This is a genomic window from Staphylococcus sp. mip270_02 (genome assembly GCF_054031535.1).
This window is the reverse complement of the sequence record NZ_CM132934.1, coordinates 801,855-818,028: the sequence shown is the minus strand read 5'-3', so window position 1 is coordinate 818,028 and position 16,174 is coordinate 801,855. Positions and strand designations below refer to the sequence as shown.

At 33.7% G+C, this 16,174-nt stretch carries 13 protein-coding genes; 2 read left to right on the top strand and 11 right to left on the bottom strand.

Translation table 11 applies throughout. The features are described from left to right. Positions 1-10: 10 nt before the first annotated feature. The 8 genes from ACW5YJ_RS03560 to nhaC all read right to left on the bottom strand — a co-directional run bounded on the left by ACW5YJ_RS03560 (position 11) and on the right by nhaC (position 10,469). Complete coding sequence (locus ACW5YJ_RS03560) at positions 11-571, bottom strand: GNAT family N-acetyltransferase (RefSeq protein WP_017723755.1); 561 nt, start codon at positions 569-571, stop codon at positions 11-13. Between the two features lie 161 nt (positions 572-732). Beyond that, entirely contained in the window at positions 733-2,766 is a 2,034-nt protein-coding gene (ptsG, locus tag ACW5YJ_RS03555) for a glucose-specific PTS transporter subunit IIBC (RefSeq protein ID WP_457338496.1), read from the bottom strand. A gap of 230 nt (positions 2,767-2,996) precedes the next feature. After that, positions 2,997-4,391 (bottom strand): YfcC family protein, encoded by a 1,395-nt coding sequence (locus ACW5YJ_RS03550; protein WP_457338495.1) that lies wholly within the window; start codon positions 4,389-4,391, stop codon positions 2,997-2,999. A gap of 337 nt (positions 4,392-4,728) precedes the next feature. Further along, complete coding sequence (locus ACW5YJ_RS03545; RefSeq protein ID WP_017723758.1) at positions 4,729-6,471, bottom strand: pyruvate oxidase; 1,743 nt, start codon at positions 6,469-6,471, stop codon at positions 4,729-4,731. Positions 6,472-6,557: 86 nt separating this feature from the next. Beyond that, positions 6,558-7,244: an LrgB family protein gene (locus ACW5YJ_RS03540; RefSeq protein ID WP_017723759.1), complete on the bottom strand. Its 687-nt coding sequence runs from the start codon at positions 7,242-7,244 to the stop codon at positions 6,558-6,560. Continuing rightward, positions 7,245-7,631 carry a CidA/LrgA family protein gene (locus ACW5YJ_RS03535; protein ID WP_017723760.1) on the bottom strand — a complete coding sequence of 129 codons (387 nt, stop codon included), beginning with the start codon at positions 7,629-7,631 and terminating at the stop codon, positions 7,245-7,247. Between the two features lie 356 nt (positions 7,632-7,987). Beyond that, complete coding sequence (gene cidR / locus ACW5YJ_RS03530; protein WP_457338494.1) at positions 7,988-8,863, bottom strand: cidABC operon transcriptional activator CidR; 876 nt, start codon at positions 8,861-8,863, stop codon at positions 7,988-7,990. A gap of 181 nt (positions 8,864-9,044) precedes the next feature. Beyond that, positions 9,045-10,469: a Na+/H+ antiporter NhaC gene (gene nhaC, locus ACW5YJ_RS03525; RefSeq protein WP_457338493.1), complete on the bottom strand. Its 1,425-nt coding sequence runs from the start codon at positions 10,467-10,469 to the stop codon at positions 9,045-9,047. Positions 10,470-10,807: 338 nt separating this feature from the next. Here nhaC and ACW5YJ_RS03520 point away from each other — a divergent pair, with 338 nt between their 5' ends. Then, on the top strand, positions 10,808-11,239 hold the full coding sequence (locus ACW5YJ_RS03520; RefSeq protein WP_135091958.1) for a CHAP domain-containing protein: 432 nt from the start codon (positions 10,808-10,810) through the stop codon (positions 11,237-11,239). Positions 11,240-11,342: 103 nt separating this feature from the next. Here ACW5YJ_RS03520 and ACW5YJ_RS03515 read toward each other — a convergent pair whose 3' ends face one another. From ACW5YJ_RS03515 to ACW5YJ_RS03505, 3 genes are all read right to left on the bottom strand, one after another. Continuing rightward, entirely contained in the window at positions 11,343-12,317 is a 975-nt protein-coding gene (locus ACW5YJ_RS03515; protein ID WP_135091960.1) for an SMP-30/gluconolactonase/LRE family protein, read from the bottom strand. A 128-nt stretch (positions 12,318-12,445) separates the two neighbouring features. Further along, positions 12,446-13,729 (bottom strand): hydroxymethylglutaryl-CoA reductase, degradative, encoded by a 1,284-nt coding sequence (locus ACW5YJ_RS03510; protein WP_457338492.1) that lies wholly within the window; start codon positions 13,727-13,729, stop codon positions 12,446-12,448. Continuing rightward, positions 13,729-14,883: a thiolase family protein gene (locus tag ACW5YJ_RS03505; RefSeq protein WP_107551990.1), complete on the bottom strand. Its 1,155-nt coding sequence runs from the start codon at positions 14,881-14,883 to the stop codon at positions 13,729-13,731. The genes ACW5YJ_RS03510 and ACW5YJ_RS03505 overlap by 1 nt, the downstream gene beginning before the upstream one ends. 103 nt (positions 14,884-14,986) lie before the next feature. On the opposite strand from ACW5YJ_RS03505, the gene ACW5YJ_RS03500 reads away from it, so the two are divergent. After that, the gene (locus ACW5YJ_RS03500; protein WP_017723767.1) at positions 14,987-16,156 is read left to right on the top strand and encodes a hydroxymethylglutaryl-CoA synthase; all 1,170 of its coding nucleotides are present in this window, start codon (positions 14,987-14,989) and stop codon (positions 16,154-16,156) included. The last annotated feature ends 18 nt before the right edge of the window (positions 16,157-16,174 follow it).

Below are 16,174 nucleotides of genomic sequence, written 5' to 3'. Positions count from 1 at the left end.
TAATAACAAATTATCTTTGTCGCTGCTCAAATTGCTTTTTAAGTAGGACATATCTATTCATGTCTCTATAATTTTCACCATCAAAGATGTCTTCTACATCTGTAGCTAGAAAAGTAAATCCTGTTTTTTCAGCTACTTTGTTACTGGCTATATTTCTAACATCAGCTTTAATTATAAGTTTGTTAAGAGATAACGTTTCAAACGCAAAGTGACATAAATGATTAACACAATTTGTTACTATGTTTTTACCCGTATATCCTTCAGCTATCCAATAACCTACTTCAGCTTTATTATTATTATCATCTATTTTATGTAAATCAACAGTACCTATAAGTGTTGTTTCATAGTAAATTAAAAACAATCTCGCTTTATTGTCCGCATGCTGCTGAATCATCATTTTTAAATATGCACGTTCATCTTCAATCGTCACATCGTCTGTTATAAAATCTAAAAATGGTGACAAGTGTTTAAAATTATTTTTAATTGTTCTATATAGTGATTCCGCCATATTTAATTCTGGTGGGACTAATGATACTTTCGACATTACATTCATTGTTGGTTTATATTTCATTTTTATCACCCATTACTTTCTCTTTTCTTAATTCTAATAATATTTACAATTTCAGAATATTTCAACATTTTTTATTTTCGTGTGAATTCCTGAGCTAATAAAAAAGCTCGAGACATATCGTATTATGCCTCGAACTCTTTTAGTTTTAATTTTATAATTTATTATTTTTGACTAATTTTCATAATTACTTCATCAATAGATACATTTTTTGCATCGGCTGTTTCAATTGTACGATCTTCTAAATTTGTTATGATTAAAGGTGTTACGATACTTGGTGCATTAGACTTAATATAGTCTAAATCAACCTTCATAAGTGGTTGACCTTTCTTAATAGAATCTCCAGTATTCACAAGACTTTCAAAACCTTCACCATTTAACTTAACTGTATCGATGCCTATATGAATCAATAATTCTATGCCTTGTTCAGATTCTAACCCAATAGCATGTTTTGTCGGGAAGATTGTTTTAACTGTCCCATCAAATGGCGCTACAATTTCTCCATTTTCTGGAATAAAACCTACACCATCACCCATCATTTTTTGAGCAAATACTTGATCTGGCACTTCTGACAAAGGAATAAGTTGTCCTTTACCTGGAGCATAAACCTCTGTTTCTGATACTTTATTTAATTGAACAGTATTTTCCTCATCTTCTTCAGTGATTGTAGTCTCACTAGGTTTTGTGATTTCACCTTTCATAATTAAGGACATATCATGTTTGATTTGATCAGATTTAGGTCCGAAAATTGCTTGCATATTATTACCTACTTCGAGTACACCTGAAGCACCTAATGCTTTTAATTCCGCAGTATCCACTATACTTTTATCTGCTACTTCAACACGCAATCTCGTAATACATGCATCAAGGTGTTTGATATTTTCTTGTCCACCCATTGCGTTTAACACATTAAACGGTAATTCGCTTGCAGATGAATTCGTAGCTTGCGCTTGTTTATCTTCGCGACCTGGTGTTTTGTATTTAAATTTAAGGATAAAGAATCGGAATACAAAGTAGTAAATCACTGCGTAGACTAGTCCTACAGGAATGACTAACCACCATTGTGTTTTATTAGGTAAGACGCCTAATAAGACATAATCGATAAATCCACCTGAGAAAGTATAACCTAAATGTACATCTAGTAAATATAAAGTTAAGAAAGATAGACCATCAAGAATCGCATGAATTAAAAATAGTAATGGCGCTACAAATAAGAATGAAAATTCTAAAGGTTCTGTAATACCTGTTAAGAAAGAAGTTAAAGCTGCTGATCCCATTAAGCCAGCTACTACTTTTTTATTTTCAGGTTTTGCTGTGTGATAGATTGCTAAAGCTGCTGCTGGAAGACCAAACATCATAACTGGAAATTCCCCTTGCATAAATTTACCAGCTGTTAAATTACTACCTTCTTTAATTTGTTCAATAAATATACGTTGGTCACCGTGAATTATTTCGCCAGCTGCATTTTTCCAGGCGCCAAATTCAAACCAAAACGGTGCATGGAAAATATGATGCAAACCAAATGGAATCAACAAACGTTTAATAAATCCAAATAAGAAAACTGCGACCCCTGTATTTGAATCTAATAAACCTTCACTAAATGCGTTTAAGCCAGATTGAATACTTGGCCATATTAATGCCATTGGGAACGCTAATACAAATGAAGTTGTTGCCATCATAATCGGTACAAAACGTTTACCAGCAAAGAAACCTAAATAGGACGGGAGCGAAATGTTATAGAACTTGTTATAACACCACGCTGCTAATGCCCCAATAATAATACCGCCAAACACACCCGTTTGTAATGTAGGTATGCCTAAGACACTTGCATAACCACTTGCTGCGTCGTTAACATTGTCTGGCGTCACATGTAAAAATGCCCCCATCGTTTTATTCATAATAACGTAACCGACAAATGCTGCAATTGCTGCAACACCATCTCCACCAGCTAAACCTATCGCAACACCCAAAGCAAATATCATTGGTAAATTATCAAATATACTGCTTCCAGCGCCTGCCATCATTTCGGCTACACTTTGAACACCAGCATTTTGAATAAATGGTAGATAGTGTTGTAGTTCCTCCCCTTGTATAGCTGTGCCTATTGCCAGTAATAGCCCGGCAGCAGGTAAAATAGCGACTGGTAACATTAAAGCTTTACCTATACGCTGAAGCTGTCCAAATAGCTTTTTAAACATCTAAAAACATCCCTTCCAAAATATAATTTGATCGCTATTAGTGCGCAAAAAAAGGCATGAGCAAACAGACTATTCCCTATAGTCTTTCTGTTTGCTCATGCCTGCTTAACCAGTAACACGCAAAATAACGATATGTTTTTTTACATTATATAACGCTTTCATAAAATATACAATATAAATTTTAATTTTTAATTTGTATAAGCTTATACAATTGCACTAAATAACTCGTGCTAATAGCCAACTATAAGCGCAATTGACATGCCAATACAACAGATAATAATCCAAGATAAAATAATCTTCCAAGCAAACTTCAACCATTGCGTATAGGTTATTTTACCTACCGCTAAGGCTCCCATCAAAATAGCTGACGTTGGAAATAATACATTACTAATTGCGTCACCGTATTGGAATGCTAACACTGTAATTTGTCTATTAATATCTAACAAATCAGCAATAGGTACCATTAAAGGCATTGTAGTCAAGGCTTGACCAGATCCTGATGGTATAAAGAAATTGAGCATAAACTGTAATATAAACATAGCAATAATGACTAAAGAAGATGGTACACCCCCAAGTAAAGTTGTCATCCCATGCACAATACTATCAATAACTTGACCATTTTCTAGAATAACAATAATACCTTTTGCAAATCCAACTATCATAGCACCAAACAGTATATCTTTCATCCCATCAATCATTGCATCAAATGTACCATTTAATCCAAGGCCACCAATGAAACCAGCTAGTAGACCAGCTAGTATAAAGTTAGCGCTCATTTCATTAAATGACCAACCATACGTAAATATTCCATATACATTTATTATGATTACTATGACTATCAACCCTAAACCAACGGCTTGTCGCTTTGTAAAGCGCTCTACTTCTATTACACTATTTTTGTGACTTTCAACTTGTTCTAATTCGTATACTAAAGATTTAGACATATCACGTTTTACAGAACGTGCATATAACATAACTGAAGTGATTGCAGCAATTAGAATAAAAATATAAATAATGGTACGTAGTCCCCACCCCGAAAACATCGGTAATTCTGCCACTGTTTGTGCTACTCCTACAGTAAAAGGATTTAACATTCCACCTATAAAACCACTTGCCGCTCCCAAAATAACCATTGCTGCACCGGTCAACGCGTCATAACCTAGTGTGCGTGCGATAATAATACCAATAGGAACAAAGATAATCGTTTCTTCTGCTAACCCTATTGAGAAGCCTAATATCGAAAAAATAGTCATAGTTAAAGGAATCATCAGTACTTTGTATGAACCTAGTGTTTGCATTGCTTTATTTACACCGTTTTCAAATGCACCAGTTTTATGTACAATACCAAACGCCCCACCTACTAGGAAAATATAAAATACAATTTCTCCACCACTAAGAAGACCTTCAGGTATAGCTCTAAAAATATCAAAGAATGATACGCCTTGTTGCTGAACTTGTTCATATGAACCTGATATAACTATAGTTTGTCCATCTTTCTTCTCTCTTGCATACTCACCAGCAGGAATTAAATACGTCAATACGCTAGAAAAGATAATAATAAAGAGTAACAGTGCATACGTATGCGGTGTTTTTAATTGATTACCTTTAAATATTTTTTTAATCATTTTTACATCCTCTCCAATTTAACTACACTATGCTATAAAATAATCAATGCACTATAACTCCTAAGCGTTATTGATGTATAATGCATGCTTTTTTACTTTTATCTGAAAATTTAGTTAACTCTATTATTCCATAGTCTGGATTTTTATCAATATCTTAATATATATAAAAAGAGCGAGACACAAACCAAAAGTTACTTTGGTTTCGTGTTCTCGCCCTATAAAATTACTTATATCGTTTATCTTTGTTGACTATCTTTCAATAACTTATCTCATCAACTTTTATTATTAAGAAATATTTTAAAGATCTATCTATAGCGACTAACGCTTCATTGTTATTTTAGAAGAAACGTTTTACTGCTGTTGACATTGGTGGCAATTCATCCAAGTCTAATTTTTTATCTTCGGTAATAGATCTAAATGCCCATTTACCATAGTTAATTGCCTCTTCATTAACAATTTTACCTGGTAAAGGTGCTGCATTTTCATCTACATAAACATTAACAATCGTTGGTTTATTTTCAGTCATAGCAGCTTCAACGACTTCATCAATTCTGTTTGGATCTTTAAGTGTATAACCAACTCCGCCACAACTTTCAGCAAATTTTTCTAAGTCAATATCAGTGAAGTTAATAGCATATTCTAACTCACCAGCAGCTTGTTGTTCATATTTAATAAATGAAAGTTGTTCATTATTTAATACAAATAATGTCATTGGTAAATCATACTGCACTGCAGTTGCAAAATCTTGCATGACCATATCAAACGCACCATCGCCGATAATACCAACTACTTGGCGATTTGGATACTCACGTTTGGCAGCTATTGCAGTAGGTAACGCACAACCCATAGTACCTAACCAGCTAGAAATAATAAATTTATTATTTACTGTTAAGTTTAAATAACGCGTAGACCAAACTGTTGCTGTACCGACATCTATAGAGAAGATGGCATCGTCTGTTCTAACTTTATTTATAGCATCCATTAAACGTTCGGGTCTAATAGGTTTACTGTCATTAGCCATATCTTCAGCCATCCAAGCATCCCATGTGGCTTTTCTTTCTAATGTTTTATTTAAGAAGTCGCGATCCGTAACGTGCTTAGCCATATCAGTTAATTGTAGCAATGCTAGTTTGCTATCGCCAAGAATGCCCACATTAACATCAAAACGGTGTCCAATGTTTTCTGGATTTGTATCAATTTGTATTGCTTTGATATTTTTCTTTGGTAAATAATCTACATAAGGATAATTAGTACCAACCATAATTAATAAATCCGCATCTTGCATCGTTTGGTATGCTGTTTTAGTACCTATTTTACCAAGGTTCCCTATGTTATAAGGGTGTGCATCAGGCAGAACTGTTTTTGCTGGTAATGTTACAATCGTTGGTATCTTAAATGCTTCTATAAATTCACGGACTTCGTCTTTTGCATGCTGTGCACCAGTACCAAGTAATACTACTGGTTTTTTACTTTTATTAATGAGTTTAGCCGCTTTCTTTATAGTATTTGGTTTTGGTGCTACACGAGCTGGTGGCGCAGTATCTACTTTTTGGTTAGTAGTGTCTTTAACTTTGCGCGTCAATAAGTTGTTAGGCAAGATTAAAACAGATACACCTTTTTTCTCGTAAGCTGTACGTATTGCTTCGTTTACAATTCCAAAGATATCTTTATCATTTTCAGTTACTTGATGTTTATATACTGCTACATCATCGACCATTTTATTAACATCTGTTTCTTGGAAAGCTTTTGTTCCTAAAGCAGTACTGTCTGTTTGACCTGCTAAAATCAATTGTGGCACATTATCCATTTTCGCATCGTACATACCATTTAATAAATGAATAACGCCAGGGCCGCCGATACTTAATGCGACACCGATTTTACCAGTTAATTTTGTATAACCCGCAGCAGCTAAACTTGCAACTTCTTCATGACGAACATGGACAAATTCAATATTATCTCTTTCCGTTCTTAAGCTATCAACCACTGCATCAATAGAATCACCAGGAATGCCATATAAGTGATCAATATCCCATGCTTGTAATGCTTTCACTAATGCTTCATTCGCTTTAATTTTTGCCATTATCAAAATAGCTCCTTTCAATATTCAAGTTGATTTCTAATATTTTTAATTAACTTCGCAATCTATTATCACTAAACAGTATTTATTTAGTATAAGAAAAGGATCAGAATAGGTAAGATGATTGAACTTAGAACTGCTGTTAGTATCATTCCAATAGAACTAAATGCACCAGATTCTAAATCTATTTCTAATGCTTGTGCAGTACCAAAAGCATGTGAAGCATTTCCATAAGTCAAACCTTTCGCAATTGAGGTTTTAAATTTACCTAATCTTAATAAATAAGAACCTAAAATACTACCAATCAATCCAGTAGTTACAATAAACATCACTGTAATAGTATCGATACCACCAAGTTGATGTGACACTTCTATGCCTACCGCAGCAGTCATTGACCTTGGTAACATTGTCACGATCACTTCTTTTGAATATCCTAATATTTTTAATACACTATATACGAATATGAAATTTAACATCACTGCTGTCAGCACGCTACTAAAAATAATACTCGCGTTTTGTAGTATTTTATGGCGATTTTGATAAAGTGGAAATGCTAAACAAACAACAGTGCAATTCAATAAATAATGAATCCATTTTCCACCAGTCATATAATCTTGATAATCTTCATTAAATAATAGAAGTACAATAATAATTCCTATAGACGATATTAATGCCGGGTTTAAAAATGGCGTTTTATATTTCACCTGTAATTTTTTGGCACCTATAAACATAGCTAGTGTTAAAACAATCATTAAAAAGCCTTTTAAAAACATCATCTAATTTTGTCCATTCCCGTATCGCGCAGTTTTAACCATTTTCTCAGCTATAAAACCAGAAATTAATGCGACACAACATGTTCCTAAAATAATCATTGAAAAGAATAGTATAAAATTCAAGTTAATATCAGACACGACATCCATAACACCAACTACTGATGGTACAAAGAAAAACACCATCGTCGTAAGGAAAAAGTTAGAGCCTTCACTGACCCATTTTGACGGAATTATTTTAAACTGTAATAAAAGGAAAAATACAAGTAATCCTACAATGCTACCTGCAATTGGTATATGCAATACGCTCTGAATTACATTGCCTATATAAGTGATCCCCATAATTAATAATACTTGCAGTAAAACTTTTGATACCTTCTTTGATATTTGCAATATTCATCATCCTTTATTGCATTATTATTTTAAACTTTATTGATTACATCTCTTAGTATAAGACTCTTAATCATATAATAAAAATATTGATTTTTAATATTACTTATTACTTTTATGAATGGAAGCGATTTATTTAATTATATTTAGCTATACGTATTCCAATTAATATTAATTGGAATTATGGTTATGAGAGATTAAATTTCTATTTGATAGATTATATATTTATTAGATAAAAAAAGAGAGAGACAACGAAAACACAATGTACAAAATTGTTTTCGTCGCCCCATCTGCTATGAACAATGTCTTTTTAAATAAAACTTTCTTAAAAGTAGTGTGGTACTTTACAAATTATTTTTTTATAAACGTTCTTTCATAAATTCAATCCATTTTCTTGTTGCGTGACTAAGATATTTATCTCGCTTCCAAATAACTCCCAATTCCCAACGCATACCTGGATCATCAATTCTAATATTTTTAAAGCTACCGTCTAATAAATTCACAATATTTTCTGGTAATATGCTTACGCCTAAGTGCGCACTTAATAAATTCTCTATAAAATTCCACTGCGAAATTTTAGATATTGTTTTTGGTACATAACCAGCGTTTTTTGCCGCTTCAATAATTTTATCATTTAGATAAAAGTCCTCATTAAATAAGATAAAATCTTCATCCTTTAACATAGCCATATTAATCTGTTCTCTATTCGCTAGTCTATGTTCTTTATTTACTACTAATTTTAAGTCTTCTTGATAAAGTGGTATAGAATGAAAAATATCTTGGTCTACGGGTATCGTTGTAATACCAATATCAATTTCGTCATTGATTAATTGTGTCTCAATCATTTTGCCGCCTTTTTCAACAAGATTGTAGGTGACATTTGGATATTCTTGATGAAACTCTCCTAAGATATGTATAAACTTATTCATGTTCATTACTGCCGATAATCCAATACTTATATGGCCTGTTTCTAATCCTAACAAGCTATTAATTTCTTTTGGTAAATCTTTATATAAAGTTAAAATTTCTTTACATTTTTTGTAAAATACTTTTCCAGCATCAGTTAATACGAGTTGTCTCTTACTACGATCGAAAAAAGTCATATTAAGTTCTTTTTCTAAATCTTTTATTGCTTTGCTAATCGTAGGCTGAGCAATATATAGTGATTTTGAAGCGTTAGTCATTCCTTTTTGATCTACGACTTCGACAAAATATTTCATATGTTTAATATCCATATGTTTACACCTCTACTTGAAACATAATTAATACTGTACAGTATACGTATAATTTCTAATAATTCAATCACATACTTTATATAGTCATTCACAAACTTCCAGTATAAAAATCAGAGCGGAACCCCTATAATGTCCCGCTCCTTCATAAAATTTACAGCTATTGCACTATTGTATTTATGCTTTATGCTAAATTTGTATCATTTGGTGGAGATTGTTCCGGTTGTTCACTCTCTGTTTCATCTAAACCGATAATTTTAAAACCGATATAACCAAATATAATCGAAATGATTGGTACAGTATAATTTAAAATAGCAAACGGCGCATATTCTACCACTGAAACGCCTAAAGTTGATGCAATAAAGACACCACATGTATTCCAAGGTACGAACACAGATGTCAATGTTCCACCATCTTCTAAAGCTCTAGATAGATTTTTCGGATGCAGTTTCTTATCTTTAAACGTATTTATATACATGCGCGATGGCACGATAATTGATATATATTGTTCAGAACAGGTAAAGTTTGTTCCAATACACGATACAATAACAGACGCGATCAATGATCCCGTAGATTTAGCCACTTTTAAAATAACAGCAATTAACGCTGTGAGCATACCAGAATATTCTAGGACACCCCCAAAGGTCATTGCAACAAGTGTCAGTGATATCGTATAGAACATTGATTCCAATCCACCGCGATTGAACAATTCATCTACTAATTTATTGCCTGAATCAATTGTATAACCTGTTTGCAGAGCTGTAAGTGCTTCTGTAATAGAGCCACCTTGTAAAAATATCTGTGCAAAGAACCCTAATATAATACCTACACAAATTGCTGGTATTGCAGGCACTTTTACTACAACGAGTGCAATTACAATAATTGGTATAAGTAATAGCCATGGTGTAATTAAAAAATTATCTTGCATCGTCGCAAGAATGTCTTTTATGTTTTTTGCGTCAAAATTTCTTCCACCAAAGCGTTGTCCTATAAAGAAAAAAGCAATTAATGAAATAACTAATGCTGGAATCGTCGTATAAAACATATGCTTTATATGAGCAAACAAGTCAACACCAGTTAATCCAGAAGCTAAGTTCGTAGTGTCCGATAGAGGGCTCATCTTATCACCAAAGTATGACCCGCAAATCACTGCACCAGCCACCATACCTGGTGATATACCCATACTAATGCCAATACCCATCGATGCGACCCCCACAGTCGCCATCGTCGACCAACTACTGCCTATAGCTAAAGCTACAATGCCACATAAGATAATAACAACTGATAAAAAGTATCTTGGGTCTATCAGTTGTAATCCATAGTAAATCATTGTAGCGACTACACCGCTGCCTATCCACGATCCTATTACCAACCCTACAAGTATAATGATTACGATTGCTGGTAAAGCATGACGAATCCCCTTATACATCATTTCTTCAACTTCGCTAAATTCATAACCGTGTAACATTGTGATTAGTATCGCTACAGCTGTTCCTATTAATAAAGGAATATGTGGTTCCTTTTCTAATACTGCAACTGTAAAAAGCATTGCTGCAATCATCGTCACTAACGTAACGATTGCCGAAACAAAACCTAACGGCTTTTTCACCTTGTGCTTACTACTATTGTCTTTAGTGTTTCTACTAAAAATAATAGCCACCTCCTTTGTTAGTTAAATCATACTCAAGTTGAGAAACACTTTCAATACTTCCTTTATTATTTAAATTTATGTTTAATTTTAATTTTTATATTCACTGAATTACATTAATTATAATTAAAAAATATCTGCTACAGTTTTTCTTTAAGTATTTGTTGAAGAAAATTACAGTTGTATGGCATATATTTCAAACATATTAAAGTTATTTGTAATAATAGTTTATCTTATTGTACTTTTTACTCTAGCTACTTATGATAAATATATAATTTTAAAAATGTCTGGAGTAATGTATGAATATTAAAAAAAACATAGTAAACACATTTATTGCGACTACGATACTTATGACTGGGACAATAACCTTCCAAACAACACATGAAAATCAAAATGCTAATGCAGCAGTTAATTATTATAGTAAAAATCAATGTACATGGTATGTATTTAATAAAAGAGCGAGCGTGGGTAAACCTGTGCCCAATAGTTGGGGCAATGCTAAAAATTGGTATTATAAAGCAAAAAATAGGGGATATCGTGTAGGTAGAGTACCCGCGAAGCGAGCGGTAATGCAATCAACTGTTGGCACATATGGACATGTTGCTTATGTAGAAACTGTTTATAAAAATGGCAGTATTAAAGTATCCGAATATAATTACAATCGTCCTCTAGCTTATGGCACAAGAATATTAAGTAAATCAGCAGCTGCCAAATATAACTATATCTATTAGAAAACTACGTAAGATAATTTTCTAATAGATATAGTTAACTGTGTTCTTCTAAAAAAACGTTGATTTGCATCTTTTTGTTGCAAATCAACGTTTCTTTTTTATTTTATTGAAATTGATAGCTTTGGTATCCTTTAGCAAATCCTTTAACTGTATAAATCCAAGAAGCGCCATCATTTTCAATATCATTTGAACAAATAATCAACTGATCTGTTCCAGGTATAAACGCTGGGTGGGTCGATCTCAACATATGACCCGAATCACGACCAGGAATCAATATTTGGCCTATTGGGTATCCTCTCTTATTAAATACTAGAACTCTTCCTTGACCATACATAGCAACGTATAAATTATCGTCACTATCTATACAACATGAATCTGGACCTTCATGCCCTGTGAAATAATAAGGAATAGAAGCACCAAAGGGAGCAATGGTAATACCATCTTCTAATAACTCTATGCGATGTAATCGATTTGCATTCGTTTCAGTAACCCAAAGTATTTGTTCATCAGTGCTAAGTGCAACACCATTAGCAACTGCAAGATTTTGTATCACAGGAGTGATTGACTTAAAGTCAGGTGAGACATAATACACTCCACCTTTAGGTTTCGTCGAATAACCTCTAAAATCCGTAAAGTAAAATCCACCTTTACTATCAAATACTAAATCGTCTACACAATACTCTGTTTCAATATCTGATATAATTTCCTGAATTTTATTGTCGCTTCCATCAACAGCGTAAATACCACCTGAACTATCAAAATCACCTAAATAACATACAAATAAACGTCCATCTTTATGAATTTTAACGGCTGCTGGATTTTCTTTATGTGATTTTAATAATTGTGTGATTTTTTTGTCAGGTAGGGCTACATGAAAAATAGTCCCCCCAAAGACTTCGCAAAGTACTAAGTCTCCATTTCTATCGAAGCAAAGCCCTTCAAGTTGTAATCCCCTATCAGAAATCTTTAGCCATGGTTCAGCCGTAATGGTTTGTATACCTTGTTCATGAGCAAGAATAGGCACCTCACTTTTAGCATTTCCCGTATATGATAATCCAGGTAATTTTTTATTTTCCATTAATCAGTTCCCCTTTCTTCACTTTCTTTATATTTTAATTATATGAGAATCATTTTAAAAATCATTATCAAATTTATTTATATAAAAACCCCTAAATGAATTAATGAATTTATTTAGGGGTTTTTATATTATTGTTTTTGTAATCTTAATTCTTCTAAGAGTTGTTGTGCAACTGCTGTATTGGCACGATCTTGTGTTTTCAAACGTTCTGCTACTTGGGTAATTTCTTCACCTTGAGCTCCTACAACAATTGCTAATGATTTATATTGTAAACTCATATGACCTTGTTGAATACCTTCAGAAACCAAGGCACGACATGCAGCAAAATTTTGAGCTAATCCTACAGCAGCAACAACGTGACCCAATTCTTGAGCAGAATCAACATTCATTAATTCTAATGATGCTTTTGCAATTGGTAAAACTTTTGTACCTCCGCCTACAGTAGCCAATGTCATAGGCACCTCAATTGTCCCTACAAGCACTTGTTTTTCTTCATTATAATGCCACGTAGCTAGACCACGATATTGACCATCTTTGCTTGCATATGCATGCGCTGTCGCTTCAGCGCCACGAGTATCATTACCTGTTGCCAATACTACAGCATGGATACCATTCATCACACCTTTGTTATGTGTTGCCGCACGGTGTATATCAACTTGAGCTAATACAGATGCGCGTTCCATTCTTTTGGCAACATCTTGACCATCACGACCACCTTTTGATAATGCATCAACTGTAATCTCTCCTTGTACTTTAACGACAGAAGCAGTGGCATGATTAGATAAAATACTCATCAATATATCAACATGCTCTATTTCATTTTTTAAATAGGCTGTTATACCTTCTAAGATGGTATTTAACATATTTGCACCCATTGCATCTTTAGTATCTACGTAAACTTTTAATGACAATAAGCCCTCATTAGGGAATGTATCTATTTCAATTTTACGAAAACCACCGCCACGCTCAATTATTGAAGGATACACTTCATCCGCAATACGTTTCATTTGCGGTTCAAGTTGTTGTAGACGTTGCTCTAAAACTGCTGTATCAGTTACACCGTCAAACACAATTTGACCAATCATTAAACGTTCACTAGAAATAACTTTAAAGCCTCCAGTTTGATTTACAAGCTTTGCTCCGTAACTAGCTGCAGCAACTACTGAAGGTTCTTCTACCATCATTGGTACAACATATGATTTATTGTCTACGTTTATTTCAGGTAATAAACCTACAGGTAATGTCCCTTGTCCAATGACATTTTCAATAAGACTATTCGCAACCTCTTCCGAAATTAAAGGATTATTGAGTAACACATTTTTATTTTCTTCTGATAACCAGCCTTTAATTACTAACTCCTCTAACTTTTCTGTTCTAGACAAATGACGAAATGTCTTATCTAATGATTCCATTAGTTATTCTCCTTTTCAATTTGGATTGCAATTCCTAAACCGCCGCCGATACAGGCAGTTGCTATGCCTGATTGTTTCTCTTCTTGAGCTAAAATATTAACTAAAGTTGTAACCAAGCGTGTGCCACTTGCACCAATTGGGTGACCTAACGCAATCGCACCGCCATATAGATTCAACTTATCTTCAGATATACCTAAATTATCTCTCACAGGAATACTTTGTGACGCAAATGCTTCTGTCATTTCTATTACATCAAAGTCATCGATGACTTTATCTGTCTTATCTAATAATTTCGTCACTGCATGATATGGTGCATAACCCATATATTCAGGATCACAACCAATTTCGGCATGTTCTCCTACTATAGCTAAAATTTCATAACCTTCTTGTTTCGCATATTCAGCGTCCATTAAAATGATTGTAGACGCACCGTCATTAATACTAGACGCATTCCCACCTGTTACGGTGCCATCTTCTTTAAATATTGTTTTTAATGTACTTAATTTTTCTACACTACTATTTCCACGAATACCTTCATCCGTAGTCATCATTTCTCCATTTACATCTTCTAATGGAATGATTTCATTATTAAATTTCCCTACTTCTGTCGCTTGTTGTGCTTTTTGTTGTGATTCGTTAGCAAAATAATCCTGTGCTTCACGTGATACATTGTACTTTTCCGCAATTTTTTCAGCTGTAATCCCCATAGGTACGTTTAAAAATGCGTCAGTAAGACCATCATGCATAAAGCTATCTACAGGTGCTTCATCATCATTAAACACTAACTTAGGTGCGTTTGTCATGCTTTCTACACCACCTACAGCTACTACTTTAGCTTCACCTAATTGGATTAATTGCTTTCCTAAAATAATAGACTTTAAGCCAGAGCCACACACTTCATTTATAGTCATAGCTGGCGTTGTATTTGGAACACCAGCATGGATTGCTATTTGGCGAGCAGGATTTTGACCACTACCACTTTGTAATACATTACCATAGATAACTTGTTCTACTCTCTGTGGAGCTATGTTAATCGCCTTCATCGCAGCTTCTAATGTCTTTGTTCCCAGTTCAACTGCTGAATATTTACTCAACTTTCCTCTGAATCTTCCTATTGGTGTTCGTTTTGCACTTACGATTGCTACTTTATTCATTATTAGTCTCCTTTATAGCTCTTTTCAAATAATTGTATTTTATGCGTATGATTTGGTATGATACAGTTGCTTATTTATATATAGAAAGGTGTCGATACGCTTTATGACAGTCGGTATTGATCAAATTAATTTTTATGTTCCAAGATTTTATGTAGATATGGCTAAACTTGCCGAATCACGTCAAGTGGACCCAAACAAGTTCTTATTAGGCATCGGCCAAACTGAGATGTCAGTAAGTCCTATGAGTCAAGATATCGTTTCGATGGGTGCTAATGCTGCAAAAGCCATCGTGACAGAAGAAGATAAAAAACAAATCAGTATGGTTATTGTTGCAACTGAATCTGCAATAGATTCAGCAAAAGCTTCAGCAGTGCAAATACATAATTTGTTAGGTATTCAACCATTTGCACGTTGTATTGAAATGAAAGAAGCTTGTTATGCTGCAACACCAGCTATACAATTAGCTAAAGATTATTTAGCGCAACGCCCAGATGAAAAAGTACTTGTCATTGCAAGTGATACTGCGCGTTATGGTTTAAATTCTGGTGGCGAACCTACACAAGGTGCTGGTGCAGTTGCTATGATGATATCACAAAACCCACGTATTCTTGAACTAAATGATGACGCGGTTGCTTTCACTGAAGACGTATATGATTTTTGGCGTCCAAGCGGACAACCTTATCCACTTGTAGATGGTGCATTATCAAAAGATGCATATATTCATTCATTCCAAGAAAGTTGGCAAGAATATGCACGTCGTTACAATAAATCACTAGCTGATTTCAGTTCTTTATGCTTCCATGTACCATTTACTAAAATGGGCAAAAAAGCACTTGATTCAATTTTAACAGATGACATAGATGAAGAAACTAAATCGCGCCTAACTTCTGGTTATGATGCAGCTACTTATTATAATCGTTATGTAGGTAACATCTATACAGGTTCTCTATACTTGAGTTTAATCTCATTATTAGAAACGCATGATTTAGCTGCTAATGACACAATTGGTTTATTCAGTTATGGTTCTGGATCTGTTGGTGAATTCTTTAGTGGTAAAGTTGTTGAAGGTTACCAAGATGCACTTGATATTCAAGGACATAAAGATTTACTAAACAACCGGACAGAAATTTCAGTTGAAACATATGAAACTTTCTTCAACCGTTTTGATAATTTAGAATTTGATCACGAAACTGAATTAGAAAATGAAGAAAATGCAATTTTCTATCTTGAAAGCATTAACGATCATATCCGTAATTATAATACCTTAAATTAAGTTTTAAATCACTTATTC

Excerpts from the sequence above, each read along its gene's own strand:
- ACW5YJ_RS03540 (WP_017723759.1), bottom strand. The coding sequence starts at position 7,244 with ATGATGTTTTTAAAAGGCTTTTTAATGATTGTTTTAACACTAGCTATG.
- ACW5YJ_RS03520 (WP_135091958.1), top strand. The coding sequence starts at position 10,808 with ATGAATATTAAAAAAAACATAGTAAACACATTTATTGCGACTACGATA.
- ACW5YJ_RS03510 (WP_457338492.1), bottom strand. The coding sequence starts at position 13,729 with ATGGAATCATTAGATAAGACATTTCGTCATTTGTCTAGAACAGAAAAG.
- ACW5YJ_RS03545 (WP_017723758.1), bottom strand. The coding sequence starts at position 6,471 with ATGGCAAAAATTAAAGCGAATGAAGCATTAGTGAAAGCATTACAAGCA.
- ACW5YJ_RS03550 (WP_457338495.1), bottom strand. The coding sequence starts at position 4,391 with ATGATTAAAAAAATATTTAAAGGTAATCAATTAAAAACACCGCATACG.
- ACW5YJ_RS03560 (WP_017723755.1), bottom strand. The coding sequence starts at position 571 with ATGAAATATAAACCAACAATGAATGTAATGTCGAAAGTATCATTAGTC.
- ACW5YJ_RS03505 (WP_107551990.1), bottom strand. The coding sequence starts at position 14,883 with ATGAATAAAGTAGCAATCGTAAGTGCAAAACGAACACCAATAGGAAGA.
- ptsG (WP_457338496.1), bottom strand. The coding sequence starts at position 2,766 with ATGTTTAAAAAGCTATTTGGACAGCTTCAGCGTATAGGTAAAGCTTTA.
- cidR (WP_457338494.1), bottom strand. The coding sequence starts at position 8,863 with ATGGATATTAAACATATGAAATATTTTGTCGAAGTCGTAGATCAAAAA.
- ACW5YJ_RS03515 (WP_135091960.1), bottom strand. The coding sequence starts at position 12,317 with ATGGAAAATAAAAAATTACCTGGATTATCATATACGGGAAATGCTAAA.
- ACW5YJ_RS03500 (WP_017723767.1), top strand. The coding sequence starts at position 14,987 with ATGACAGTCGGTATTGATCAAATTAATTTTTATGTTCCAAGATTTTAT.